Annotated in this window: 17 protein-coding genes; 13 read left to right on the top strand and 4 right to left on the bottom strand. The window is 57.9% G+C overall.

From position 1 onward, the window contains the following. The first annotated feature begins 117 nt into the window (after nucleotides 1-117). Nucleotides 118-2496, top strand: a complete 2379-nt coding sequence (locus IBX59_RS10740) for a methyl-accepting chemotaxis protein (protein ID WP_296375336.1) — start codon at nucleotides 118-120, stop codon at nucleotides 2494-2496. A 298-nt stretch (nucleotides 2497-2794) separates the two neighbouring features. On the opposite strand, the gene ssb is transcribed toward IBX59_RS10740, so the two are convergent. From ssb to miaA, 4 genes are all read right to left on the bottom strand, one after another. Continuing rightward, entirely contained in the window at nucleotides 2795-3286 is a 492-nt protein-coding gene (gene ssb / locus IBX59_RS10735; protein WP_296375334.1) for a single-stranded DNA-binding protein, read from the bottom strand. A gap of 245 nt (nucleotides 3287-3531) precedes the next feature. Further along, nucleotides 3532-5193: an ABC transporter substrate-binding protein gene (locus IBX59_RS10730; protein ID WP_296375332.1), complete on the bottom strand. Its 1662-nt coding sequence runs from the start codon at nucleotides 5191-5193 to the stop codon at nucleotides 3532-3534. A gap of 140 nt (nucleotides 5194-5333) precedes the next feature. Continuing rightward, the gene (locus IBX59_RS10725) at nucleotides 5334-6152 is read right to left on the bottom strand and encodes an AraC family transcriptional regulator (RefSeq protein WP_296375330.1); all 819 of its coding nucleotides are present in this window, start codon (nucleotides 6150-6152) and stop codon (nucleotides 5334-5336) included. Next, complete coding sequence (miaA, locus tag IBX59_RS10720; protein ID WP_296375328.1) at nucleotides 6149-7036, bottom strand: tRNA (adenosine(37)-N6)-dimethylallyltransferase MiaA; 888 nt, start codon at nucleotides 7034-7036, stop codon at nucleotides 6149-6151. Before miaA ends, IBX59_RS10725 begins: the two co-directional genes overlap by 4 nt. A 106-nt stretch (nucleotides 7037-7142) precedes the next feature. Here miaA and pyrH point away from each other — a divergent pair, with 106 nt between their 5' ends. The 12 genes from pyrH to IBX59_RS10660 form a co-directional block, all read left to right on the top strand. Continuing rightward, nucleotides 7143-7865, top strand: a complete 723-nt coding sequence (pyrH, locus tag IBX59_RS10715) for a UMP kinase (RefSeq protein WP_296375326.1) — start codon at nucleotides 7143-7145, stop codon at nucleotides 7863-7865. Between the two features lie 102 nt (nucleotides 7866-7967). Next, on the top strand, nucleotides 7968-8531 hold the full coding sequence (gene frr, locus IBX59_RS10710) for a ribosome recycling factor (RefSeq protein WP_296375325.1): 564 nt from the start codon (nucleotides 7968-7970) through the stop codon (nucleotides 8529-8531). Between the two features lie 39 nt (nucleotides 8532-8570). Beyond that, on the top strand, nucleotides 8571-9296 hold the full coding sequence (gene uppS / locus IBX59_RS10705) for a polyprenyl diphosphate synthase (protein WP_296375323.1): 726 nt from the start codon (nucleotides 8571-8573) through the stop codon (nucleotides 9294-9296). A gap of 2 nt (nucleotides 9297-9298) precedes the next feature. Next, entirely contained in the window at nucleotides 9299-10102 is an 804-nt protein-coding gene (locus IBX59_RS10700; RefSeq protein ID WP_296375321.1) for a phosphatidate cytidylyltransferase, read from the top strand. Then, nucleotides 10099-11268, top strand: a complete 1170-nt coding sequence (gene dxr, locus IBX59_RS10695; RefSeq protein WP_296375319.1) for a 1-deoxy-D-xylulose-5-phosphate reductoisomerase — start codon at nucleotides 10099-10101, stop codon at nucleotides 11266-11268. Before IBX59_RS10700 ends, dxr begins: the two co-directional genes overlap by 4 nt. 13 nt (nucleotides 11269-11281) lie before the next feature. Continuing rightward, entirely contained in the window at nucleotides 11282-12595 is a 1314-nt protein-coding gene (rseP, locus tag IBX59_RS10690; RefSeq protein ID WP_367119377.1) for an RIP metalloprotease RseP, read from the top strand. Between the two features lie 117 nt (nucleotides 12596-12712). Continuing rightward, entirely contained in the window at nucleotides 12713-15010 is a 2298-nt protein-coding gene (gene bamA, locus IBX59_RS10685; RefSeq protein WP_296375314.1) for an outer membrane protein assembly factor BamA, read from the top strand. Beyond that, the gene (locus IBX59_RS10680; protein ID WP_296375312.1) at nucleotides 15010-15537 is read left to right on the top strand and encodes an OmpH family outer membrane protein; all 528 of its coding nucleotides are present in this window, start codon (nucleotides 15010-15012) and stop codon (nucleotides 15535-15537) included. The genes bamA and IBX59_RS10680 overlap by 1 nt, the downstream gene beginning before the upstream one ends. An 86-nt stretch (nucleotides 15538-15623) precedes the next feature. After that, a complete protein-coding gene (gene fabZ / locus IBX59_RS10675) occupies nucleotides 15624-16085 on the top strand; it encodes a 3-hydroxyacyl-ACP dehydratase FabZ (protein ID WP_296375310.1) in 462 nt (153 codons plus the stop codon). After that, entirely contained in the window at nucleotides 16082-16867 is a 786-nt protein-coding gene (gene lpxA / locus IBX59_RS10670) for an acyl-ACP--UDP-N-acetylglucosamine O-acyltransferase (protein ID WP_296375308.1), read from the top strand. The genes fabZ and lpxA overlap by 4 nt, the downstream gene beginning before the upstream one ends. Further along, nucleotides 16867-17760, top strand: coding sequence for an LpxI family protein (locus IBX59_RS10665; RefSeq protein WP_296375306.1), 894 nt, complete (start codon nucleotides 16867-16869; stop codon nucleotides 17758-17760). Before lpxA ends, IBX59_RS10665 begins: the two co-directional genes overlap by 1 nt. Continuing rightward, nucleotides 17757-18556, top strand: an 800-nt coding sequence (locus IBX59_RS10660) for a lipid-A-disaccharide synthase (RefSeq protein WP_296375304.1), incomplete at its 3' end; no start/stop codon positions are given. The genes IBX59_RS10665 and IBX59_RS10660, both read left to right, overlap by 4 nt.

Below are 18556 nucleotides of genomic sequence, written 5' to 3'. Positions count from 1 at the left end.
CGTCCTTTGTTCCAGACGTTGTGGTGCGAAGGCATTTTGCGAGGCTGCGTTTAAGCGGATCTTAACTGCACGGGGTTACAGAAGACAGCAGCGCAATGACTTGATCAAGAGGGCCTCATGAAATTTGTGTCATCGTTTCGCATCGTAACAAAGGTTCCGTTAATTATCGTTGCCCTGTGTATGGCCGTGTCCAGCGTCATCGCTGTCTTGGGCTATATTGAGTTTCGCAAGGCCATTCTGGCCGAAACGCAAAACACATTTGAAATTGTCACCGAAGAACGCCGTGCCGACCTTTCGGGCTGGTTTGATCGGATTGGTGATGATGTCATCGGCCTGGGCCGAAACCCGGCCATTGCGACGGCCATCACCAGCCTTCACAGCGTCTATGGTGTGGTGATGGATGATGCGACTGAATATTTGCAACGCATCTATATTGATGAAAATCCTCACCAACTTGGTGAAAGGGAAAAATTTGATCAGGCGACCGAGTCAAAACCTTATGATTTTCGACATGGCGATGTGCATCCCTATATCCGCAACATCAAGCAAATGCGCAGCTTTGATGACATCTTTCTGTTCAACCTTGATGGTGACCTGATCTATTCCGTTGCGAAAAAGCGTGATTTTGCCACAAATTTTGACACTGGCCCGTTTCGCGACACCGGTCTGGCGCGCGCCATGCGCCGCGCCCGCGATGCGGCCGAGGTAACCGTTGTCTTTGACGATTTCGCGCGCTACGCCCCAAGCGATGACGCGCCAGCCGCTTTTCTGGCTACACCGGTCTTTAAAGAAAATGGGGAAAAGGTGGGGGTGGTGGCGATTCAGCTTTCGCCAGAGCCGATCAACGACATGATGCGCAATTCAACCGGGCTTGGGCGCAGTGGTGTGATCTATGCAATCGGGCCTGATCTGTCAGCGCGCAACACAACAGCGCGCGGCGCGGGGTTGACGGCTTTGGATCCCGTGCCGGCATTACCGCAGACTTACGCCGCCCTTGATGATCGGGGGGATTTTTTTACCAAAACCGAAGGGTTTGACGGTAATGTTGTCGTCGCGAAACCACTTTCTGTCGATATATTCAATACGCGTTGGGGGATCGTGGGTGAAATGCGTCTGGCAGAGGTGATGCATCCTGTGATCAAAATTCGCGATGAAATGATTGTCGTCAGCCTTATTGGTGGCATAATTGTTGGCATTCTTGGCTGGCTGGCGGCACGATCTGTCACTGCTCCTCTGGGACGGTTGGGCCAGAACATGCAGGCGGTTGCCTCGGGTGAATACGACACCAGTATCGCTGACACCGCGCGGCGTGATGAAATTGGCGAACTGGCAGGCATTCTGGTTGCATTTCGGGACCAGCTTGACGTTGCGCGGATCGCACGGGAAGAACAGCGCGCCCGTCAGGAAGACCTTGCGCATGTTGTCAGCAGTCTCAGCACGGCACTGAACAAAATGGCGGATGGCGATTTGACAGCCCGGATAGATACGCCATTTGCACCAGATTATGATTTGTTGCGTCTGGATTATAATCGCAGCGTTGACACGCTGAACAAAACCATCGGTGCTGTTGTTGAGCGTGCAGAAGATATTCAGCAAAAATCTGATCAAATGAGCACTGCCTCTAACGATCTTTCCAAGCGCACAGAAAATCAGGCGGCAACGCTTGAACAAACCGCCGCCGCACTTGATGAACTGACGGCCAGTGTCAAATCCGCTGCTGCAGGTGCGCGTGAAATCGAACAGATCGTGGCCGAGGCACAGACCGACGCGGCACAAAGTGAACCCGTGGTGCGCAATGCCGTCACGGCCATGACAGAGATCGAAAGTTCTTCAGCGGAAATCACACAGATTATCGGTGTGATTGATGATATTGCATTTCAGACGAACCTGCTTGCGCTTAACGCCGGGGTAGAAGCGGCACGGGCCGGTGACGCCGGGCGGGGTTTTGCCGTTGTTGCCTCAGAGGTGCGGGCCCTTGCACAACGGTCATCGGAAGCTGCGAAACAAATCAAGGGGCTTATTGGCGATAGTTCGCAACAGGTAGAACGTGGCGTCGGACTTGTCGGAAAGGCAGGGGATGTATTGACACGGATTGTTGCGCGGGTTGTGCACATTTCCGGACTTATGACCGAAATCGCATCGGCCGCAGAAGAACAGTCCATCGGGCTTGGTGAAATCAACATTGGCGTCACCCAACTTGACAAGGTCACGCAACAAAATGCTGCAATGGTCGAAGAAACGAACGATAGTAACCATGCGCTCAACCGCGATGCCCAACTGCTGACCGAGGCTGTGGCAGAATTCCGGCTGGAACGGAAACCGCGTGATCCAGCAAAGCGCGCCACGGGACGGGAAAGTCAGGGCGAAAACATCATGGTCTTTACGTCACCGCGTGCAAAACCCGAAAAACCCGCACTTGCACAGGCCTCCCTCGCCAATACAGGAACAACAGGAACTGCATCGCCCCAAGACTACCACATGTGGGAGGATTTTTAACGCAGTCTCGGGCCAATCACATGCGGCCACGACAAATAGGCCATGGCAACTTCAGAAAATTGGCTTGGCAAAATTCACAGAAACCATGCCGGAGAAGGATATGGTTTACTGAAAGCGAAAGGCTGAAAGCTTTGCTGCAATGTGCTGGATATTACCAAGGATTGGGATAAGCAGCCATGGACAATGCGTTTGCACGAACATGGCCGCCCGGCCCGTCAGATATTATGTCGTTCCACTCTTTTGCCGGTCTGGCATCGGGGCTGATTGCTGCGCAAAGACAGGGTTCAACATGACGCGATCAGAACGGAATTTCGTCGTCCATATCGCTGGCACCGCCACCGGTTGATTGCCCGCCAGCATAGCTGGTGCCACTGCCATAACCGGAATCGCGATCGGAATATCCGCCGTTATCACCACCCGTATTCGTCGCGCCACCATCACGCCCGTCAAGCATGGTCAAGGTTGACGTAAAGGGGCGCAAGACCACTTCTGTCGAATAACGGTCCTGGCCTGACTGGTCCTGCCACTTGCGGGTTTCCAATTGACCCTCAATGTAAACTTTGGAGCCTTTTTTCAAATATTGCTCTGCAATCCGGGCCAAAGGTTCGGAAAAAATCGCCACCGAATGCCATTCGGTTCTTTCGCGGCGCTCTCCAGTGTTCTTGTCTTTCCAGTTTTCAGATGTCGCGATGCGCAGATTGCACACCTTGCCACCATTTTGGAACGTCCGAACTTCTGGGTCACGCCCCAGATTACCGATAAGAATGACTTTGTTTACTGATCCGGCCATGGTGGCACCCCTTGCGATTCTTGTTGCTGCTTTTGTGACAGACCCGGCATGACGCAACAAGGTTAACGAATTGTTTCATGCATCAAAGCCTGGCTGTTTGTTATGGCATTCGGGCCGATCGGGGCGACAATGCCCTTTTTATGGTGCCGCCCGCCGTGGCTGTCTTGTCCGGCGCAACCGCCGCCACGCAGAAATCGGTGCGTAAGCGTGCAACCATGCCAGACGGTGCTGCGCATTTTATTCTTCTAGGCGGCGAAACCGAAATTATAAAGGCGCGGCAAATAGGCGATATGCATATCACCACCCACAACACCGGGCCGGACGTGCCGGTAAAGCGACCGCCAATAAGGTTGCAGCGTCACACCTTCGTCGCGCATGATCGTCTGTAGCCTGGCCATGACCGCGCGCCGGTGATCGGCATCAGACAATGAATTGGCCTGCGCCAAAAGCGCGTCGAACTCTGGGTTGGCGAACCCTGTTTCGTTCCACGCCTCGCCCGTGCGATAGGCAAGCGCAAGGATTTGCGTGCCAAGGGGGCGATGGTTCCAATCGGTTGAGGAAAAAGGATACTTTGTCCATTCAGTCCAAAATGTGCTGGCCGGAATAACCTTGCGTTTTACGTTAAATCCGGCATCGCGCAGCTGGGCGGCAACAGCGTCTGTCGTGTTCTTGCGCCAATCGTCATCGATCGAGATGATTTCCATCTCGAACTCTGTCATGCCTGCTTGGGTCAGAAGGGCCAGTGCCGCATCGGGGTCGAATGGCAGGGCGGGCACGTCGGCCCATTCGGGGTGCATTGGCCCCACATGCTGATTGCGGGCCGTAATCCCGCGATCAGCATACCCAAGCTCGAGGCAAACCGCTGGATCCACCGCCATTGCAATGGCCCGCCGCACGCGCACATCGGCATAGGGCCGTATGCCATCAACCTCGGCCAGCTGGTTGGGCCTGATCACGATGGTTGATCCTGATGCCACCTCGGACTTTTGCCACCCTAGCGCATCAAGCACATCGACAAATTCCCCTACGGTTTCAAAAATCACGTCAACTTCGTCTGCCGCCGCTGCGACCGCCCAGACAGAGGGATCTACGCCAAAATCGATGAATTCAAACCGGTCGATAAATGCCCCTTTTCCGGCGGCATAGCCCCACCAGTCGTGCATGGCGTTGCGCACGAGCGCCGCAGAAACACCAACCTGATGCGTTTCGGGCAGATATGGCCCGGTGCCTTTGGGATTGGCGAGCATCGTGTCAGGGTCAAAATCCGCCGGAACGATCTGTGCCGGATAATCCGCCATGCCCGCGATCAGCGAAATATCAGAGACCGGTAATTTCAAAATAACGGTATGTGCGTCCGCAACCATCACCGCCCCTTCAATGGCATGATCCGTCTGCGGGTCGATCAGGGTGGCAAAGCGGCCAGCCATCGAATTTCCGGGAACCGATTTGTCGCACCAGCCGATAATATTGCGCGCGACATCATCGGCGGTGAAAGGCGTTCCGTCATTCCAGGTGACACCCTGGCGCAGGTTCAGCCGGTATTCTGTTGCATCTGCATTGACGGACCAGCTTTCCAAAAGCATCGGTGCAAATGTGCCATCATTATGATATTCCACCAGATATTCCAGCCAACCAGAGGTGAAATAGGCGACTTGTGGCCAGTCGAACGCGCGCGGATCCATCAGCGCACGCACCTCTATCTGGATACGCAGCATGCCGCCTTGCCGGGCGTGTCCCGCCGCCTGCGCTGGGGCGGCAAGCCCGAGCAAGCCATAAGCCGCGCTGGCCGTCAGGCCGAGGCTGGTGGCGCGTGCCAGAAATTCGCGTCGGCTCAGCTTGCCGGCTTTTTCTTCCTGTGCATACATCACTGCGGCGGGATGCGGCTTGGCTGTTCTGGCTTGCGTCATGCGCTACTCCTTCTGGCGGGTCATTGCAGGTGCAAATGTCAATGCGACCCTGCCTTATTCGGCATGCGATACCTGTGCCGGTCAACAGGCGCTTTTGTCAATCACAACACGGTCGGCGTGTAAAAACCCCATGGCGCAGGTCACAGGCGCGGCACTTTGCCGTCATGGCGGCGAAACGCAGATGGAGCATGCCCGGACATGGCCTGAAAGCGCCGTGTGAAATAGGCCGCTGATCTAAACCCCAAGGATGATGCAATATCACGGATCGGTAAACGCGTGTCGCGCAAGAGGGTGCAAGCCGCGAAATGAACCCTTTCGTGCAACAGCGCCAGCGCGGATCGGTCGCAGGTCTTTTTGCAGCAGCGGGTCAGATGTGCAGATGTCACCCCAACGTCCGCCGCGTAATCGGCCACGGTGCGACCCCGTTGAAAGTCGCGGGCAATCAGCGCGCAATAGCGTGCCACCAAACGTGCCGCCGGTGTCAGGCGCCGTTTGTCGATGGTGTCAGGATGCTGCGTGGCGCATTGTTTTTCGACGAAAAGCCCCAGCAACCCAAGGTGGAACTGTGCCGCGCGGGGGTCGCCTGCCGGCTTCAGATCGCGTTCGATCGCTTCGATCAAGCCCTGCAATTCCTTTTGAACATGCACATCGCGCAGGCGGAGGTGAAAAGGGGCCGTGGGCCAGCTTTCGCCGTCGGGCAAGGTCAGGATTTGCGCAAACACGGTCGTGCCAAGTTCGATGCCATAAAGCGTTTGCGCGGGTAGATAGATCAGGTTGTTGGGCCCATATCCTCCCGTCAGTCCAGCCACGGTAACACGGCCTTGGCCTTTTGTAACGTGGATCAAACGCGGGCTGTCATGGCTGCGCATGGTTTCGTGCCGCCATCGTGCCGCCGCGCCACCAAAGCTGAGCGGTGCCAGCGCAAGTGCGGGTTTGTCGGCAGATCCGGTCTGGATCATTGAAATTGCACCATAACAGATAGATCAGCCCGCGAAATATCGAGTTGGTGCCAGTCCCGGTGCCGGGCACGGAACCATGTGCGCTGTCGTTTGGCGTATTGGCGTGATGCGATGATGGCCGCATCCCGCGCGGCGTCCAGTGACATTTCACCGCGCAGGTGCGCGATCAGTTCGGGCGCGCCAATCGCCTTGGATGACAAATGCGCGGGATGCCAATGGGGCAACATGGCGCGCGCCTCGTCAAGCGCGCCTTGCCTCAGCATCAGGTCAAACCGCTGTTCAATGCGGCTGTTCAACCAGTCCTTGGGTGCAGTCAAGGTGATGCAGGTGGCGCTGGTGACAGGCAACAGGGGTGGTGGTGTGCTGTCCTGCCACTGCGCAAGGCTGCGGCCGGTGCTTTGCTGAACCTCCCAGGCCCGCTGAGCGCGCATCCGGTTCAGCGTGTCGATTCGTGACAGGGTTTCGGGGTCAAGACCGGCCAAAAGATCTGGCAAGGTCAATGTATTGGCATCATGTCTGACATCGGGCGGTGTGGCGGGAATATCCGCGAGGCCTTGCGTCAGTGCGTTGAAATTCAACCCGGTGCCCCCCACAATGATCGGGCGGTGCGGCCCGGTCAGCCAAGGGCGCATATCGCGCAGCCAGTGACCCACCGAATATTCGGCGTCAAAGGGTACATGGCCGTAAAGCATATGGTCGGCCTGCGCCAGATCGGCATCATCGGGCCGCGCGGTCAGGATCCGCCAACCATCAAAAACCTGAAGCGCATCTGCATTTATGATGACGCCGCCCTGCGCTTGCGCAATCCGCAAGGCCAGTGCGGATTTACCTGACGCGGTTGGTCCGGCAATCAGCACCGGTTTGTCTGCTTGAAGGGTGATCATCAGATCATTCATGCAGGCTTGGTCGATTATGGGCAAGCGGCCATTGAACATGACCAGATTTTCCGACATTTTGCGCGACAACCAGACAGCGCAGTAAGGGACCAGCATGACCGATAAAAAAACAGCATATAAACGCGTGATGCTGAAGATCTCGGGAGAGGCGCTGATGGGCGACACGTCCTTTGGTCTGCATCCGCCCACCGTGCAACGCATCGCCCGCGAGGTGAAATCGGTTCATGATATGGGCGTCGAAATTTGTATGGTCATCGGGGGGGGCAACATCTTTCGTGGTTTGCAAGGCTCAGCACAGGGCATGGAGCGCACGACAGCCGATTATATGGGGATGCTTGCCACCGTTATGAATGCGCTGGCGATGCAATCCGCGCTGGAAGAATTGGGGATCCACACCCGCGTGATTTCCGCCATCACAATGAACGAAGTGGCCGAGCCCTATATCCGCCGCCGCGCCGTGCGGCATCTTGAGAAAAAGCGCGTCTGCATTTTTGCCGCCGGCACCGGCAACCCCTATTTCACGACCGATACCGCCGCAACGCTGCGCGCCAACGAAATGAACTGCGAGGCCATTTTCAAAGGCACAAAGGTTGATGGCGTTTATGACAAGGATCCAGCCAAATATCCTGACGCGAAACGTTATGACACGGTGAGCTATGACGAGGTATTACAGAAACATCTGGGCGTGATGGATGCCAGCGCCATTGCCTTGGCGCGCGACAATGGTTTGCCCATCATCGTGTTTTCACTGGATGAACCAGGTGGTTTCAAAGGTATTCTGGCCGGCGACGGCACCTATACGGTGGTCCACGATTGACTTCTTTGGGGGCAATTGCGCGTGGTGGGCTGTCTATACAATCGCACGGGTTTGCCGTAAAACCAGGAAAAGCCGGGCAAGACCCGTTCGAGGAAGAGCAAAATGTCAGAAGATTTTGAACTAGATACCGATGATTTGGCCCGCCGTATGGATGGTGCCATCGCCAATCTGCGCACAGAGCTTGCTTCACTGCGCACCGGGCGTGCGTCCGGGTCGATGCTGGAACCCATCATGGTGGATGCTTACGGTTCACCCACGCCGATCAACCAGGTGGGCACGGTCAACGTGCCGGAACCGCGGATGGTCACAATCAATGTCTGGGACAAGGGGCTTGTCGGTAAGGTTGAAAAGGCGATCCGAGAAAGCGGGTTGGGGATCAATCCGCAATTGAATGGCACGATCATCATGCTGCCAATTCCCGAACTGAATGAAGAACGCCGCCGCGAGTTGACCAAAGTTGCCGGGCATTATGCCGAAAGCGCACGGGTGTCGATCCGCAACCTGCGGCGTGACGGGATGGACCAGATCAAAAAAGCCAAAGCCGACGGCATGTCAGAGGATGACCAGAAATTCTGGGAAGCAACCGTGCAGGAAATCACCGACACGCACATCAAAATGGTTGATGAGACACTGGAAACGAAACAAGCCGAAATCATGCAAGTTTAACCACCAGCGGTTCACCGTAACAAAAAAAGGGGCCCATCGATGCCCAAGGATGCGATACCAACGATCGGCCCGGCCCATGTTGCCATCATCATGGATGGTAACGGCCGGTGGGCGCAAAAACGCGGTCGTCCGCGGCTTTTTGGGCATCATGCCGGTGCGCGTCGCGTGCGTGAAATCGTCGAGGCTTGCCCCGATATGGGGGTCAAATACCTGACAATATTTGCATTTTCGACAGAGAACTGGAAGCGGACGCAGGTCGAAGTTGCCGGTCTGATGAGCCTGTTTCGCAAATACATCGAACGCGAGGCCAAAGCGCTGGTGCGCAATGGTGTGCGCGTCCGGTTCATCGGGGATCGTATCCGGCTGGATGAAAAGCTGGTCGCGATGATGGATGAACTGGAACTGTTAACATCGCATAATGACCTTATTCATTTGACTATCGCCCTGAATTATGGTGGCCGCGATGAGGTGACGCGCGCAGCAAAACGTCTGGCACTTGAAATTGAACAGGGCCGTTTGACCCACGACGAGGTGGATGCCGAAACGCTGTCGCGGTTTCTGGACACCCACGTGCTGCCCGACCCTGATCTGGTTATCCGCACCAGTGGCGAGGCGCGGATTTCAAATTTTCTGCTGTGGCAATCGGCCTATGCGGAATATGAATTTGTCGATACGCTCTGGCCGGATTTCAGCCGGACCGAGTTCGCCCGCGTGCTTGCCAGCTATGGCAAACGGGACCGCCGTTTCGGGGCGGTTTCAGCCTGACAATGACGTGGCCTTCCAAGACATCTGCGACATGGGATGACCTGACACTGCGGCTTGTTTCCAGTGCAGCCATGACTGTTGTCGGTGCTGCGGGCGTCATTTTGGGCGGGGTCTGGTTTCAGATGCTGGTGGTGTTCGTTACCGCTGTCATGATCTGGGAACTGTGGATGATGATCCGCCCGGATGAACCAACCAAGGGGATGCTCTTGGCCGCGCTTGTGGCTTCCATCATGTCGGGCGAAATGGCCAATGGATCGCATTGGGGGCTGGTGCTGTTTTTGGTGGTGCCGCTGATCGGCGCCAGTCAGTTGAAAACCGAACGCAAGACATTCTTTGCCTTTGCGCTTGGCATCCAGATTGCGGGCTGGGGTCTGGTGCATTTTCGCATGGATTACGGCTTTGTCTGGCTGATCTGGTTGATGCTGGTAGTGATCGTGACCGACATCTTCGGCTATTTTGCGGGCAAAATGCTGGGTGGACCCAAGTTCTGGCCCACAATCAGCCCCAAAAAGACATGGAGCGGGACAATCGCGGGCTGGATTGGTGCCGCTTTGATCGGTATTTGCTTTATGCTTTTTACCAACTCCGGCCCGTGGATCGTTGTTTTTTCGGTCATTCTCAGCTTTGCAGGGCAAATGGGTGATATTGCGGAAAGCGCCTTGAAACGGCGGATGGGTGTCAAGGACAGCTCGACTCTTATCCCCGGTCATGGCGGACTGTTTGACCGCTTTGATGCGCTGTTGGGGGCGGCGCTGTTTCTGCTGCTGATGGCCGATGTGTTCAAACTTCCCGGGGTCGTTTTGTGAAGCGGGTGACGTTGTTCGGGGCCACCGGGTCGGTCGGGCAAAGCGCCATCGACCTGATTGCGCGTGACCTTGATGCCTATGATGTAGTCGCGCTGACCGGCGGACGCAATCTGGTGCAACTGGCCACTGATGCTGTGCGCTTGCGTGCCGATCTGGCCGTGACCTGTTACCCTGAATGCTATGACGCGCTCAAGCAGCTTTTGGCAGGCACAGGCGTGGCGGTTGCCGCAGGGCCGGATGCCATTGCCGAGGCCGCGGCGCGACCGGTGGATTGGGCGCTGTCCGCGATTATCGGGGCGGCTGGGCTGGTGCCGGGGCTGGTTGCGCTGGAACATGGCACGACGCTGGCGCTGGCGAATAAGGAATCGCTCGTCACTGCCGGTCCGTTGTTGATGGCAAAGGCGCAGAGCCATGGGGCAACCGTTCTGCCTGTCGATAGCGAACATTCAGCGGTGTTTCAGGCGCTGGTGGGGGAAGATATGGCCGCCGTCGAACGGGTCATCATCACCGCCAGCGGTGGCGCTTTCCGTGATTGGCCAGTTGCGAAATTGGCCAAGGCAACATTGGCTGAAGCATCCTGTCACCCCAATTGGAATATGGGGCAGCGGATCACCATCGATTCGGCATCTATGTTCAATAAAGGCATGGAACTAATTGAGACAAAGGAATTTTTTGGCGTAGATCCCGACATGATCGAGGTGCTGGTTCATCGCGAAAGCCTGATTCACGCGCTTGTCGGGTTCAACGACGGGGCGCTGATGGCACATGTTGGCCCGCCGGATATGCGCCATGCCATCGGCTATGCCTTGCACTGGCCCGACCGGCGCGCGCTGCCGGTAGAAAGGCTTGATCTGGCGAAGATCGGGGCGCTGACGTTTGAGGCGCCCGACCAGTCGCGCTATCCGGCTTTGGCTTTGGCGCAACGCGTGATGCAGACCGGTGGTCTGGCAGGGGCGGTTTTCAATGCGGCCAAGGAAAGGGCGCTTGACGGATTTATTGCCGGCCAGATCGGATTCATGGATATGTCACGGATTGTTGAGGCAACGCTGGACACAATGACGGCATCCGCCGGGCTGCAAAATGTCCCAATCACCCTAGATACCGTGTTGCAAACAGACAGGCTGGCCCGCATCCGCGCGGCTGAAGCCATAAGCCAGTTGGGATAGTATTTTGGACTTGATGCAATTCGTGCCGATGTTCGGCAATTTCGCCTTTACGATCGTTGCTTTTGTGGTGGCGCTATCGATCATCGTGGCGGTGCATGAATATGGTCATTACATCGTTGGCCGCTGGTGCGGGATCAAGGCCGAGGTGTTTTCGCTGGGATTTGGGCCGGTCATCTGGTCTGGCAAGGATCGGCATGGCACGCAGTGGCAGCTCGCTGCACTGCCGCTGGGGGGCTATGTAAAGTTTCTGGGCGATGCGAATGCGGCCAGTGTCGGGGCGGATGGGTCTGTGCGCGCGAATGACGCGCGGCGCACAATGCTGGGCGCACCGCTTTGGGCGCGCACGGCCACGGTTGCCGCTGGCCCGGCGTTCAACTTTATCCTTGCCATCGCCGTTTTTGCGGGATCCCTGATGTATCAGGGAAGGGCAGTGGACCCCCTGACCTTTGGCCAGTTGCGCAACTTGCCGGCCAGCTATACGACAGACCTGCGGCAGGGCGATGTGATGGTGGCGGTGGCCGGTATTCCGTTTGACAGCGGCAACCTCGACCAGCTGGTGCCGCTTGCGTCCCGGTTGGATTACACCGTGCTGCGCGATGGGGCGGAAATGACGATCGCAGGGCCGTATTTCCTGCCAGCGGTCATTTCGGGGGTGATTCCACGGTCGGCGGCTGACGACGCAAAACTGCGTGCGGGTGATGTGATTGTTGCGATCGACGACCAAGAGGTTTTCGCATTCCGGCAGATCGTTGAACAGGTCAAAGCCGCCGAAGGCGCGCCGCTGGATGTGCGCGTCATGCGCGGTGATGAAACACTGAATGTGGTCCTGGCCCCCCGCGCGATGGATGAACCTGGCCCCGATGGCACCTTTGAACGACATTACCGCATCGGGATCACAGGCGGGCTTTTCTTTGAAGCGCAGACCGAATTTGTAGGTCCGATTGATGCGGTCAAATCGGGGGCGCAAGGGCTCTGGACAACGTTGACGACGTCACTGTCTGCGATGAAGCATATCATTTTTGGGCAAATTTCCACCTGCAACCTGTCAGGCCCTGTCGGCATCGCCGAAACAAGCGGTGCCATGGCGGCGCAAGGCACGCAAAGTTTCGTTTGGTTTATCGGCATGTTGTCTGCCGGTGTCGGGCTGATCAATCTGTTTCCGATCCCGGTTTTGGATGGCGGGCATCTGGTGTTTTACGCTTACGAAGCCGTGACGCGTCGCAAGCCAAGCGACGCGGCCGTGCGCATCTTTATGATCATGGGCCTGGCGCTGATACTGACGCTGATGGTTTTCACCGTGCTGAATGACCTGATTTTCTGCCCGTGACCGCCGCCGCAGGCCTGGCTGTTCGGACCCCACCAAAAGCTGCGTTTGTCATTTTGACATCTTGGTTTAATGCGGCTACTTCCAAAGGATACAGGGATGCGAGCACAGGCGAATATCATGCAAAATTTGGCAGGGCGCGTTGCAGCGCAGGGAATGACGTCAGCGGTGCGCCGGATCGGGCTTGCAGTGATGCTTGCTTTTTTCGGGATGACCGCAAGCGCGCAAAGCTTTGTTTTTTCTAACGTCGTCATTGATGGCAACCAGCGTGTCGCGGATGGCACGATCCTGACATTTGCAGGGATCGCGGCCGGCGAAAGCCTTAGCGCGGCAGACCTGAACGAAGCTGCGCAGCGCATTCGCGAATCCGGGCTGTTCGAAACTGTATCGGTGACGCCACAGGGGGGCAGCCTTGTGATTGCGGTCGTCGAATATCCAACGATCAATCGCATCAGTATCGAAGGCAATGCCCGCTTGCGCGATGCCCAGTTACTGGGGCTGGTCCAATCGCAACCGCGCCGGGTCTATAGCCCCACGCAGGCAGAACGTGACACGGCCGCCATCACCCAGGCCTATGCCCAACAAGGCCGGATCAACGCCACTGTAACCCCGCGGATCATCCGCCGCACCGAAAACCGTGTTGATCTTGTGTTCGAGGTCGTCGAGGCCGGTGTGACCGAGATCGAGCGCATCTCGTTTCTTGGGAACCGCACCTATTCCGAAGGCCGCTTGCGCCGTGTGCTGGACACCAAACAAGCCGGTTTACTGCGTGCCATTATTGCACGCGACACGTATTCGCCTGAACGGATCGCACAGGACAGCACCCTTCTGACCGATTTCTACCGCTCACGCGGGTTTGCCGATGCCGTTGTGCAAAACGTTGATGTCGCGCTGACCCGCGAACGTGACGCCTATCTGGTCACGTTCAATCTGCGCGAAGGCCAGCGATTCAATTTTGGCACAGTGACCGTCAGCAGCGAAATTCCCGGTCTTGATATTGCCGATTTCACCGATGCGGTGCGTCTGCGTGCGGGGGCGACCTATTCGCCTGTGCCGATCGAAACCGATATTACACGGCTGGAACGTCTTGCGCTGCAAAAGGGGCTTAATTTTGTGCAGGTCGATCCGCGCATCACCCGCAATGACAGGGCGCTGACGCTGGATGTGAATTATGTGCTGGTGTCAGGCCCGCGGGTTTTTGTGGAACGGATCAACATCCGCGGCAACGGGACCACGCTTGACCGGGTGATCCGCAACCAGATCAGGGTGGTCGAGGGCGATCCTTTCAATCCGCGCGAAATTCGCGAAAGCGCGCGGCGCATCCGTGCGCTTGGATTTTTTGCCAATTCCAACGTCGATACACGCCAGGGAAGCGCAGCCAATCAGGTGATCATTGATGTTGATGTTGTCGAGGGGCCGACAGGTTCGTTGACCTTTGGCGCCAACTACAACAGCGATACCGGCGTCGGCCTGATTGCATCCTACAGCCAAAGCAATTTTCAGGGCCGTGGCCAAAGGCTCAGCTTTGATGTCTCGACCGCGGAAAGCAACCGGCGCCTTGGGTTCAGCTTTAGCGAACCGCAATTGCTGGGCCGCGACTTGCGGTTTGGTTTGGAACTTTCCTATAGGATCACCGACAATGAAAACGCGGCCTATGATACGGAAACCTACCGTTTCAGCCCCGGGCTGAGCTTTCCAATCAGCGAAAACGGGCGCCTGACGGTGTTCGCCGCCTATCAAAGCGCGGACCTGTTCGACCCAACAACGACCAGCACCATTATCCAAAACGAAGTCGCGGTTGGCCGTGTTGCGACGACATCGCTGGGCTATAGCTATAGCTATGACACGCGGCGCACGGGGCTGAACCCGAATGCCGGTGTTTTGCTGCGGTTTGGTCAGGAATTTGGATTTGGCGATGCGCAGTTCATCAAAACCACTGCTTTGGCGGGTGTTGAATCGCGGATCCTGAACGAAGAGGTGACGCTGCGCGCAACGATTGAAGGCGGATATTTGCAGTATCAAGAAGGCAGCAGCCGCGTGACCGACCGTTTCTTTCTGGGAAGCCGCCTGATGCGGGGCTTTGAACCGGGTGGTATCGGGCCGCGTGATGCTGGCACCGACGATGCCTTGGGCGGCAACGCCTTTGCTGTTGCGCGGCTCGAGGCTGAATTTCCGCTTGGTTTGCCCAGCGAATACGGCATCACCGGCGGTGTCTTTGTGGATTACGGGTCGGTTTGGGACTCGGGTTATGGCGACGCCGTGATTTATGATGATTTCATCGGTCGTTCGATCATCGGCGCATCTATCTTCTGGACGACCCCGATCGGACCTTTGCGGTTTAACTTTACCGAACCGTTGGATGTTCAGGACAAAGACAGAACGAAATCTTTTGATCTGACGATTTCGACAAGTTTCTGATGATGCTTTGGCGCGGCTTTCTGGTGTGGTTGATGCTGGCGATTCCGGTCGCGGCCCAGCAGGCACCCACACCGACACCTGTGCTGATCATTGATAGCGAACGGTTGTTCGCCGAAACGCGCTATGGCCGGAGGATCGCGGCGGATCTGGCTGCACATGCCGCCGATGTGCAGGCCGAGAACGACCGCATCGTTGCAAAGCTGACCGAAGAAGAACGTAGCCTGACAATACGTCGTCCCGACATGACGCCAGAGGCGTTTCGCATCGCGGCGGAAGCCTTTGACGCCAAGGTTCAGGAAGTTCGCCGCGAGCGTGACGCCAAGAATGTCGAATTGCAACGCACCAGCGCAGAAAACAGGCTTCAGTTCGAAGAACGCGTCCAAGGAATTGTTGCCAATATCATGCTGGAGCGCGGTGCATCCCTGGTGTTGGAACAACGCACCGTGGTGCTTTCGGTCCGCGCGGCCAACATCACCGATGCGGTGATTGCCCGCGTTGATGCAACACTTGGGGATGGCCGCGATTAGCGCAGGCTTGCCCGCCGCTGCGCGCCTTGCTAGTTAAAGAGAGTGAGGTCCGACGAACCCCAATAAAAACAAGGAGCCGCCCCGCGATGACAGAGCCTGTGACCGTCGCTGATATTCAGCTGATCCAGAAAATCCTGCCGCATCGCTATCCGTTTTTGCTGGTGGACAAGGTGCACAGCATCAATGGCACGCAATCGGCTGTCGGCATCAAGAATGTTACCATGAACGAGCCGCATTTTCAGGGCCATTTCCCCGGCAATCCGATCATGCCCGGCGTCACCATTGTCGAGGCGATGGCACAAACGACAGCCGTGATGGTCGGCGCGTCGCTGGGGCTGACAGAAGGTAATTTGCTGGTCTATTTCATGGCGATCGACGGCTGCAAGTTCCGCCGCAAGGTGGTGCCGGGCGATGTGTTGGAAATGCATGTGCAAACCACACGCGGCAAACCGGGCGGCAAGGTCTGGCGGTTCAAGGGTGTTGCCACGGTCGATGGTGAAATGGCCGCCGAGGCTGAATTTACCGCAATGATGGATTTGCAGGGGTGACGGCGCAAATTCATCCTTCTGCCGTGGTGGCCGATGGTGCCGTGATCGGTGATGGTTGCGTGATCGGGCCATTTTGCGTGATCGGGCCAAATGTCGTTCTGGGTGATGGTGTGACCCTGAAAAGCCATGTGATTGTCGATGGCGACACCCATATCGGCGAGGGCACGACGATTTTCCCTTTTGCGGTGATCGGCGAGATCCCGCAGGATATGAAATTCAGCGGCGAAAAAACCCGCCTGCGGATCGGTGCGCGCAACCGGATCCGCGAACATGTCACGATGAATACAGGCACCGCTGGCGGTGGCGGGGAAACGCGGGTGGGCGATGACGGGTTGTTTATGGCCGGCTGTCACATTGCACATGACGTGCAGGTGGGCGACCGGGTGATTGTCGTCAATTCCAGTGCGGTGGCGGGCCATTGCATCATTGAAGACGACGTGATCATCGGTGGTCTGTCAGGCGTGCATCAATTCGTGCGGATCGGGCAGGGCGCCATCATTGGTGCTGTGACTATGGTAACAAACGACGTGGTGCCACACGGCCTGGTGCAGGGGCCGCGCGGGGTGCTGGACGGGCTGAACCTTGTGGGTTTGAAACGCAAGGGCGTGGACCGCGCCGACATCACCGCGCTGCGGGCGGCGTTCCAGATGCTGAAAGATGGCGAAGGCACGTTTCAGGATCGCGCGCGCAAACTGGGCGCCGAAAGCGATAGCCCCCATGTGCAGCAGATGGTCGCATTCATCCTTGGCGATACCGACCGCAATTTCCTGACGCCGGGCTGATGCTGGCGTTGATTGCCGGCACTGGCGATTTACCCGGCGCGCTGGTGGCGCGGCTGGCACAGCGGCCTTTGATCTGTGCGATGCGGGGGTTTGCGCCCGCGATTGACCCCGACCTGACCTTTCGGATCGAACATCTGGGCAGCTTTCTGGCTGATCTGCGCGCGCGCGGCGTGACACGGATCTGCATGGCCGGTGCCGTGCGCCGCCCGCCGGTTGACCCCGCGCTGATTGATGCTGCCACCGCACCGCTGGTCCCGCGTCTGCAACTGGCGCTGACCCAAGGCGATGATGCCGCGCTGCGCGTGATTATCGGCATCATGGAGGAACTGGGCTTCGCCGTCGTGGCTGCCCATGATGTCGCGCCTGATCTTCTACCCAAGGCAGGCGTGCTGACCCGCAAGGGGCCGTCATCGCATCACACTGCCGATGCGTTCTCGGGCGAGGCTTGCGTGGCACAAATGGGCCTTGCCGATACCGGACAGGCCTGCATCGTGCGGGCTGGCGCGGTTCTGGCGCGCGAAACGGCGCAGGGCACTGATGCTTTGTTGCAGGGTCTGTCCATCCCCGGCGCGCCTGTACAACAGGGGCCGGATCCGCTGGGCGATGTGCTGGGGTCGGCGATGGATTGGGTGGTTGATCTGGTCGGCGGGCCGGTGCAGCCGCAGCGCGACAACAGCGGTGCGATCCTGTTCAAGGCGCCCAAACCCGATCAGGACCGGCGCGCAGACCTGCCGCTGATCGGGCCGCGCACGGCAACGCTGGCCGCAGCGGCAGATCTGGACGGCATCGTGATCGAGGCGGGCGGCGTGCTGGTGCTTGAACTGCCTTTGGTGCGCAAGATACTGGATGCAGCGGGTATGTTCCTTTGGGTGCGGCCAAGGGGCGGCGCATGAAGGTGTTCGTGATCGCGGGCGAGGCATCGGGCGACAAACTGGGCGCGGCCCTGATGGCGGGTCTGAAACAGCTGCGCCCCGACGTGACATTCGACGGTGTCGGCGGGCCGCTGATGCAGGCCGAAGGGTTGGTCAGCCGCTTTCCCATGGACGAGCTTTCCGTCATGGGGCTGGCGGAAATCCTGCCGAAATACCGTGCGCTGAAGGCGCGGATCAGGCAGATGGCCGCAGCGGTGCTGGACACGCAGCCCGATGTGCTGATCACCATCGACAGCCCCGATTTCTGCCTGCGCGTGGCCAAACAGGTCAAGGCGCGCAGCAGCATCCGCACTGTGCACTACGTGGCCCCCACGGTCTGGGCATGGCGCCCGGGGCGGGCTGCGAAAATGGCTCGCCATATCGACCATGTGTTGGCCCTGTTTCCGTTTGAACCCCCCCTGATGCAGGTTGCCGGGATGGATTGCGATTTTGTGGGGCATCCTGTCGTAGCCGAACCTTTGGCGACACCGGCACAAGCTGCCGCTTTGGGCGATGGCACCGTCGTGCTGGTCCTGCCCGGCAGCCGCAAGGGCGAGGTGGGCCGCCTTGCCGACCGCTTTGGCGATGCTGTGGGCCGGATCGGCGCAGCAGTGCCTGATGCGCAGTTTGTCATCCCCACGACCAGCGGCGTGCATGATCTGGTCCGCGAAAAGGTGGCGGGTTGGCCTGTGCCGGCCACCGTCTTGCCGCCTGGTTCCCCGGACAAGGCGGCGTGGTTCAAACGGGCCGATGTGGCGCTGGCGGCATCCGGCACGGT

The organism is Yoonia sp., from assembly GCF_014859355.1.
Taxonomy (GTDB): domain Bacteria; phylum Pseudomonadota; class Alphaproteobacteria; order Rhodobacterales; family Rhodobacteraceae; genus Yoonia.
The sequence above is the reverse complement of the archived record's forward strand: the minus strand, read 5'-3'. Positions and strand labels throughout refer to the sequence as shown.

Excerpts from the sequence above, each read along its gene's own strand:
- IBX59_RS10740 (WP_296375336.1), top strand. The coding sequence starts at position 118 with ATGAAATTTGTGTCATCGTTTCGCATCGTAACAAAGGTTCCGTTAATT.
- ssb (WP_296375334.1), bottom strand. The coding sequence starts at position 3,286 with ATGGCCGGATCAGTAAACAAAGTCATTCTTATCGGTAATCTGGGGCGT.
- IBX59_RS10730 (WP_296375332.1), bottom strand. The coding sequence starts at position 5,193 with ATGACGCAAGCCAGAACAGCCAAGCCGCATCCCGCCGCAGTGATGTAT.
- IBX59_RS10725 (WP_296375330.1), bottom strand. The coding sequence starts at position 6,152 with ATGATCCAGACCGGATCTGCCGACAAACCCGCACTTGCGCTGGCACCG.
- miaA (WP_296375328.1), bottom strand. The coding sequence starts at position 7,036 with ATGATCACCCTTCAAGCAGACAAACCGGTGCTGATTGCCGGACCAACC.
- pyrH (WP_296375326.1), top strand. The coding sequence starts at position 7,143 with ATGACCGATAAAAAAACAGCATATAAACGCGTGATGCTGAAGATCTCG.
- frr (WP_296375325.1), top strand. The coding sequence starts at position 7,968 with ATGTCAGAAGATTTTGAACTAGATACCGATGATTTGGCCCGCCGTATG.
- uppS (WP_296375323.1), top strand. The coding sequence starts at position 8,571 with ATGCCCAAGGATGCGATACCAACGATCGGCCCGGCCCATGTTGCCATC.
- IBX59_RS10700 (WP_296375321.1), top strand. The coding sequence starts at position 9,299 with ATGACGTGGCCTTCCAAGACATCTGCGACATGGGATGACCTGACACTG.
- rseP (WP_367119377.1), top strand. The coding sequence starts at position 11,282 with ATGCAATTCGTGCCGATGTTCGGCAATTTCGCCTTTACGATCGTTGCT.
- bamA (WP_296375314.1), top strand. The coding sequence starts at position 12,713 with ATGCAAAATTTGGCAGGGCGCGTTGCAGCGCAGGGAATGACGTCAGCG.
- IBX59_RS10680 (WP_296375312.1), top strand. The coding sequence starts at position 15,010 with ATGATGCTTTGGCGCGGCTTTCTGGTGTGGTTGATGCTGGCGATTCCG.
- fabZ (WP_296375310.1), top strand. The coding sequence starts at position 15,624 with ATGACAGAGCCTGTGACCGTCGCTGATATTCAGCTGATCCAGAAAATC.
- IBX59_RS10665 (WP_296375306.1), top strand. The coding sequence starts at position 16,867 with ATGCTGGCGTTGATTGCCGGCACTGGCGATTTACCCGGCGCGCTGGTG.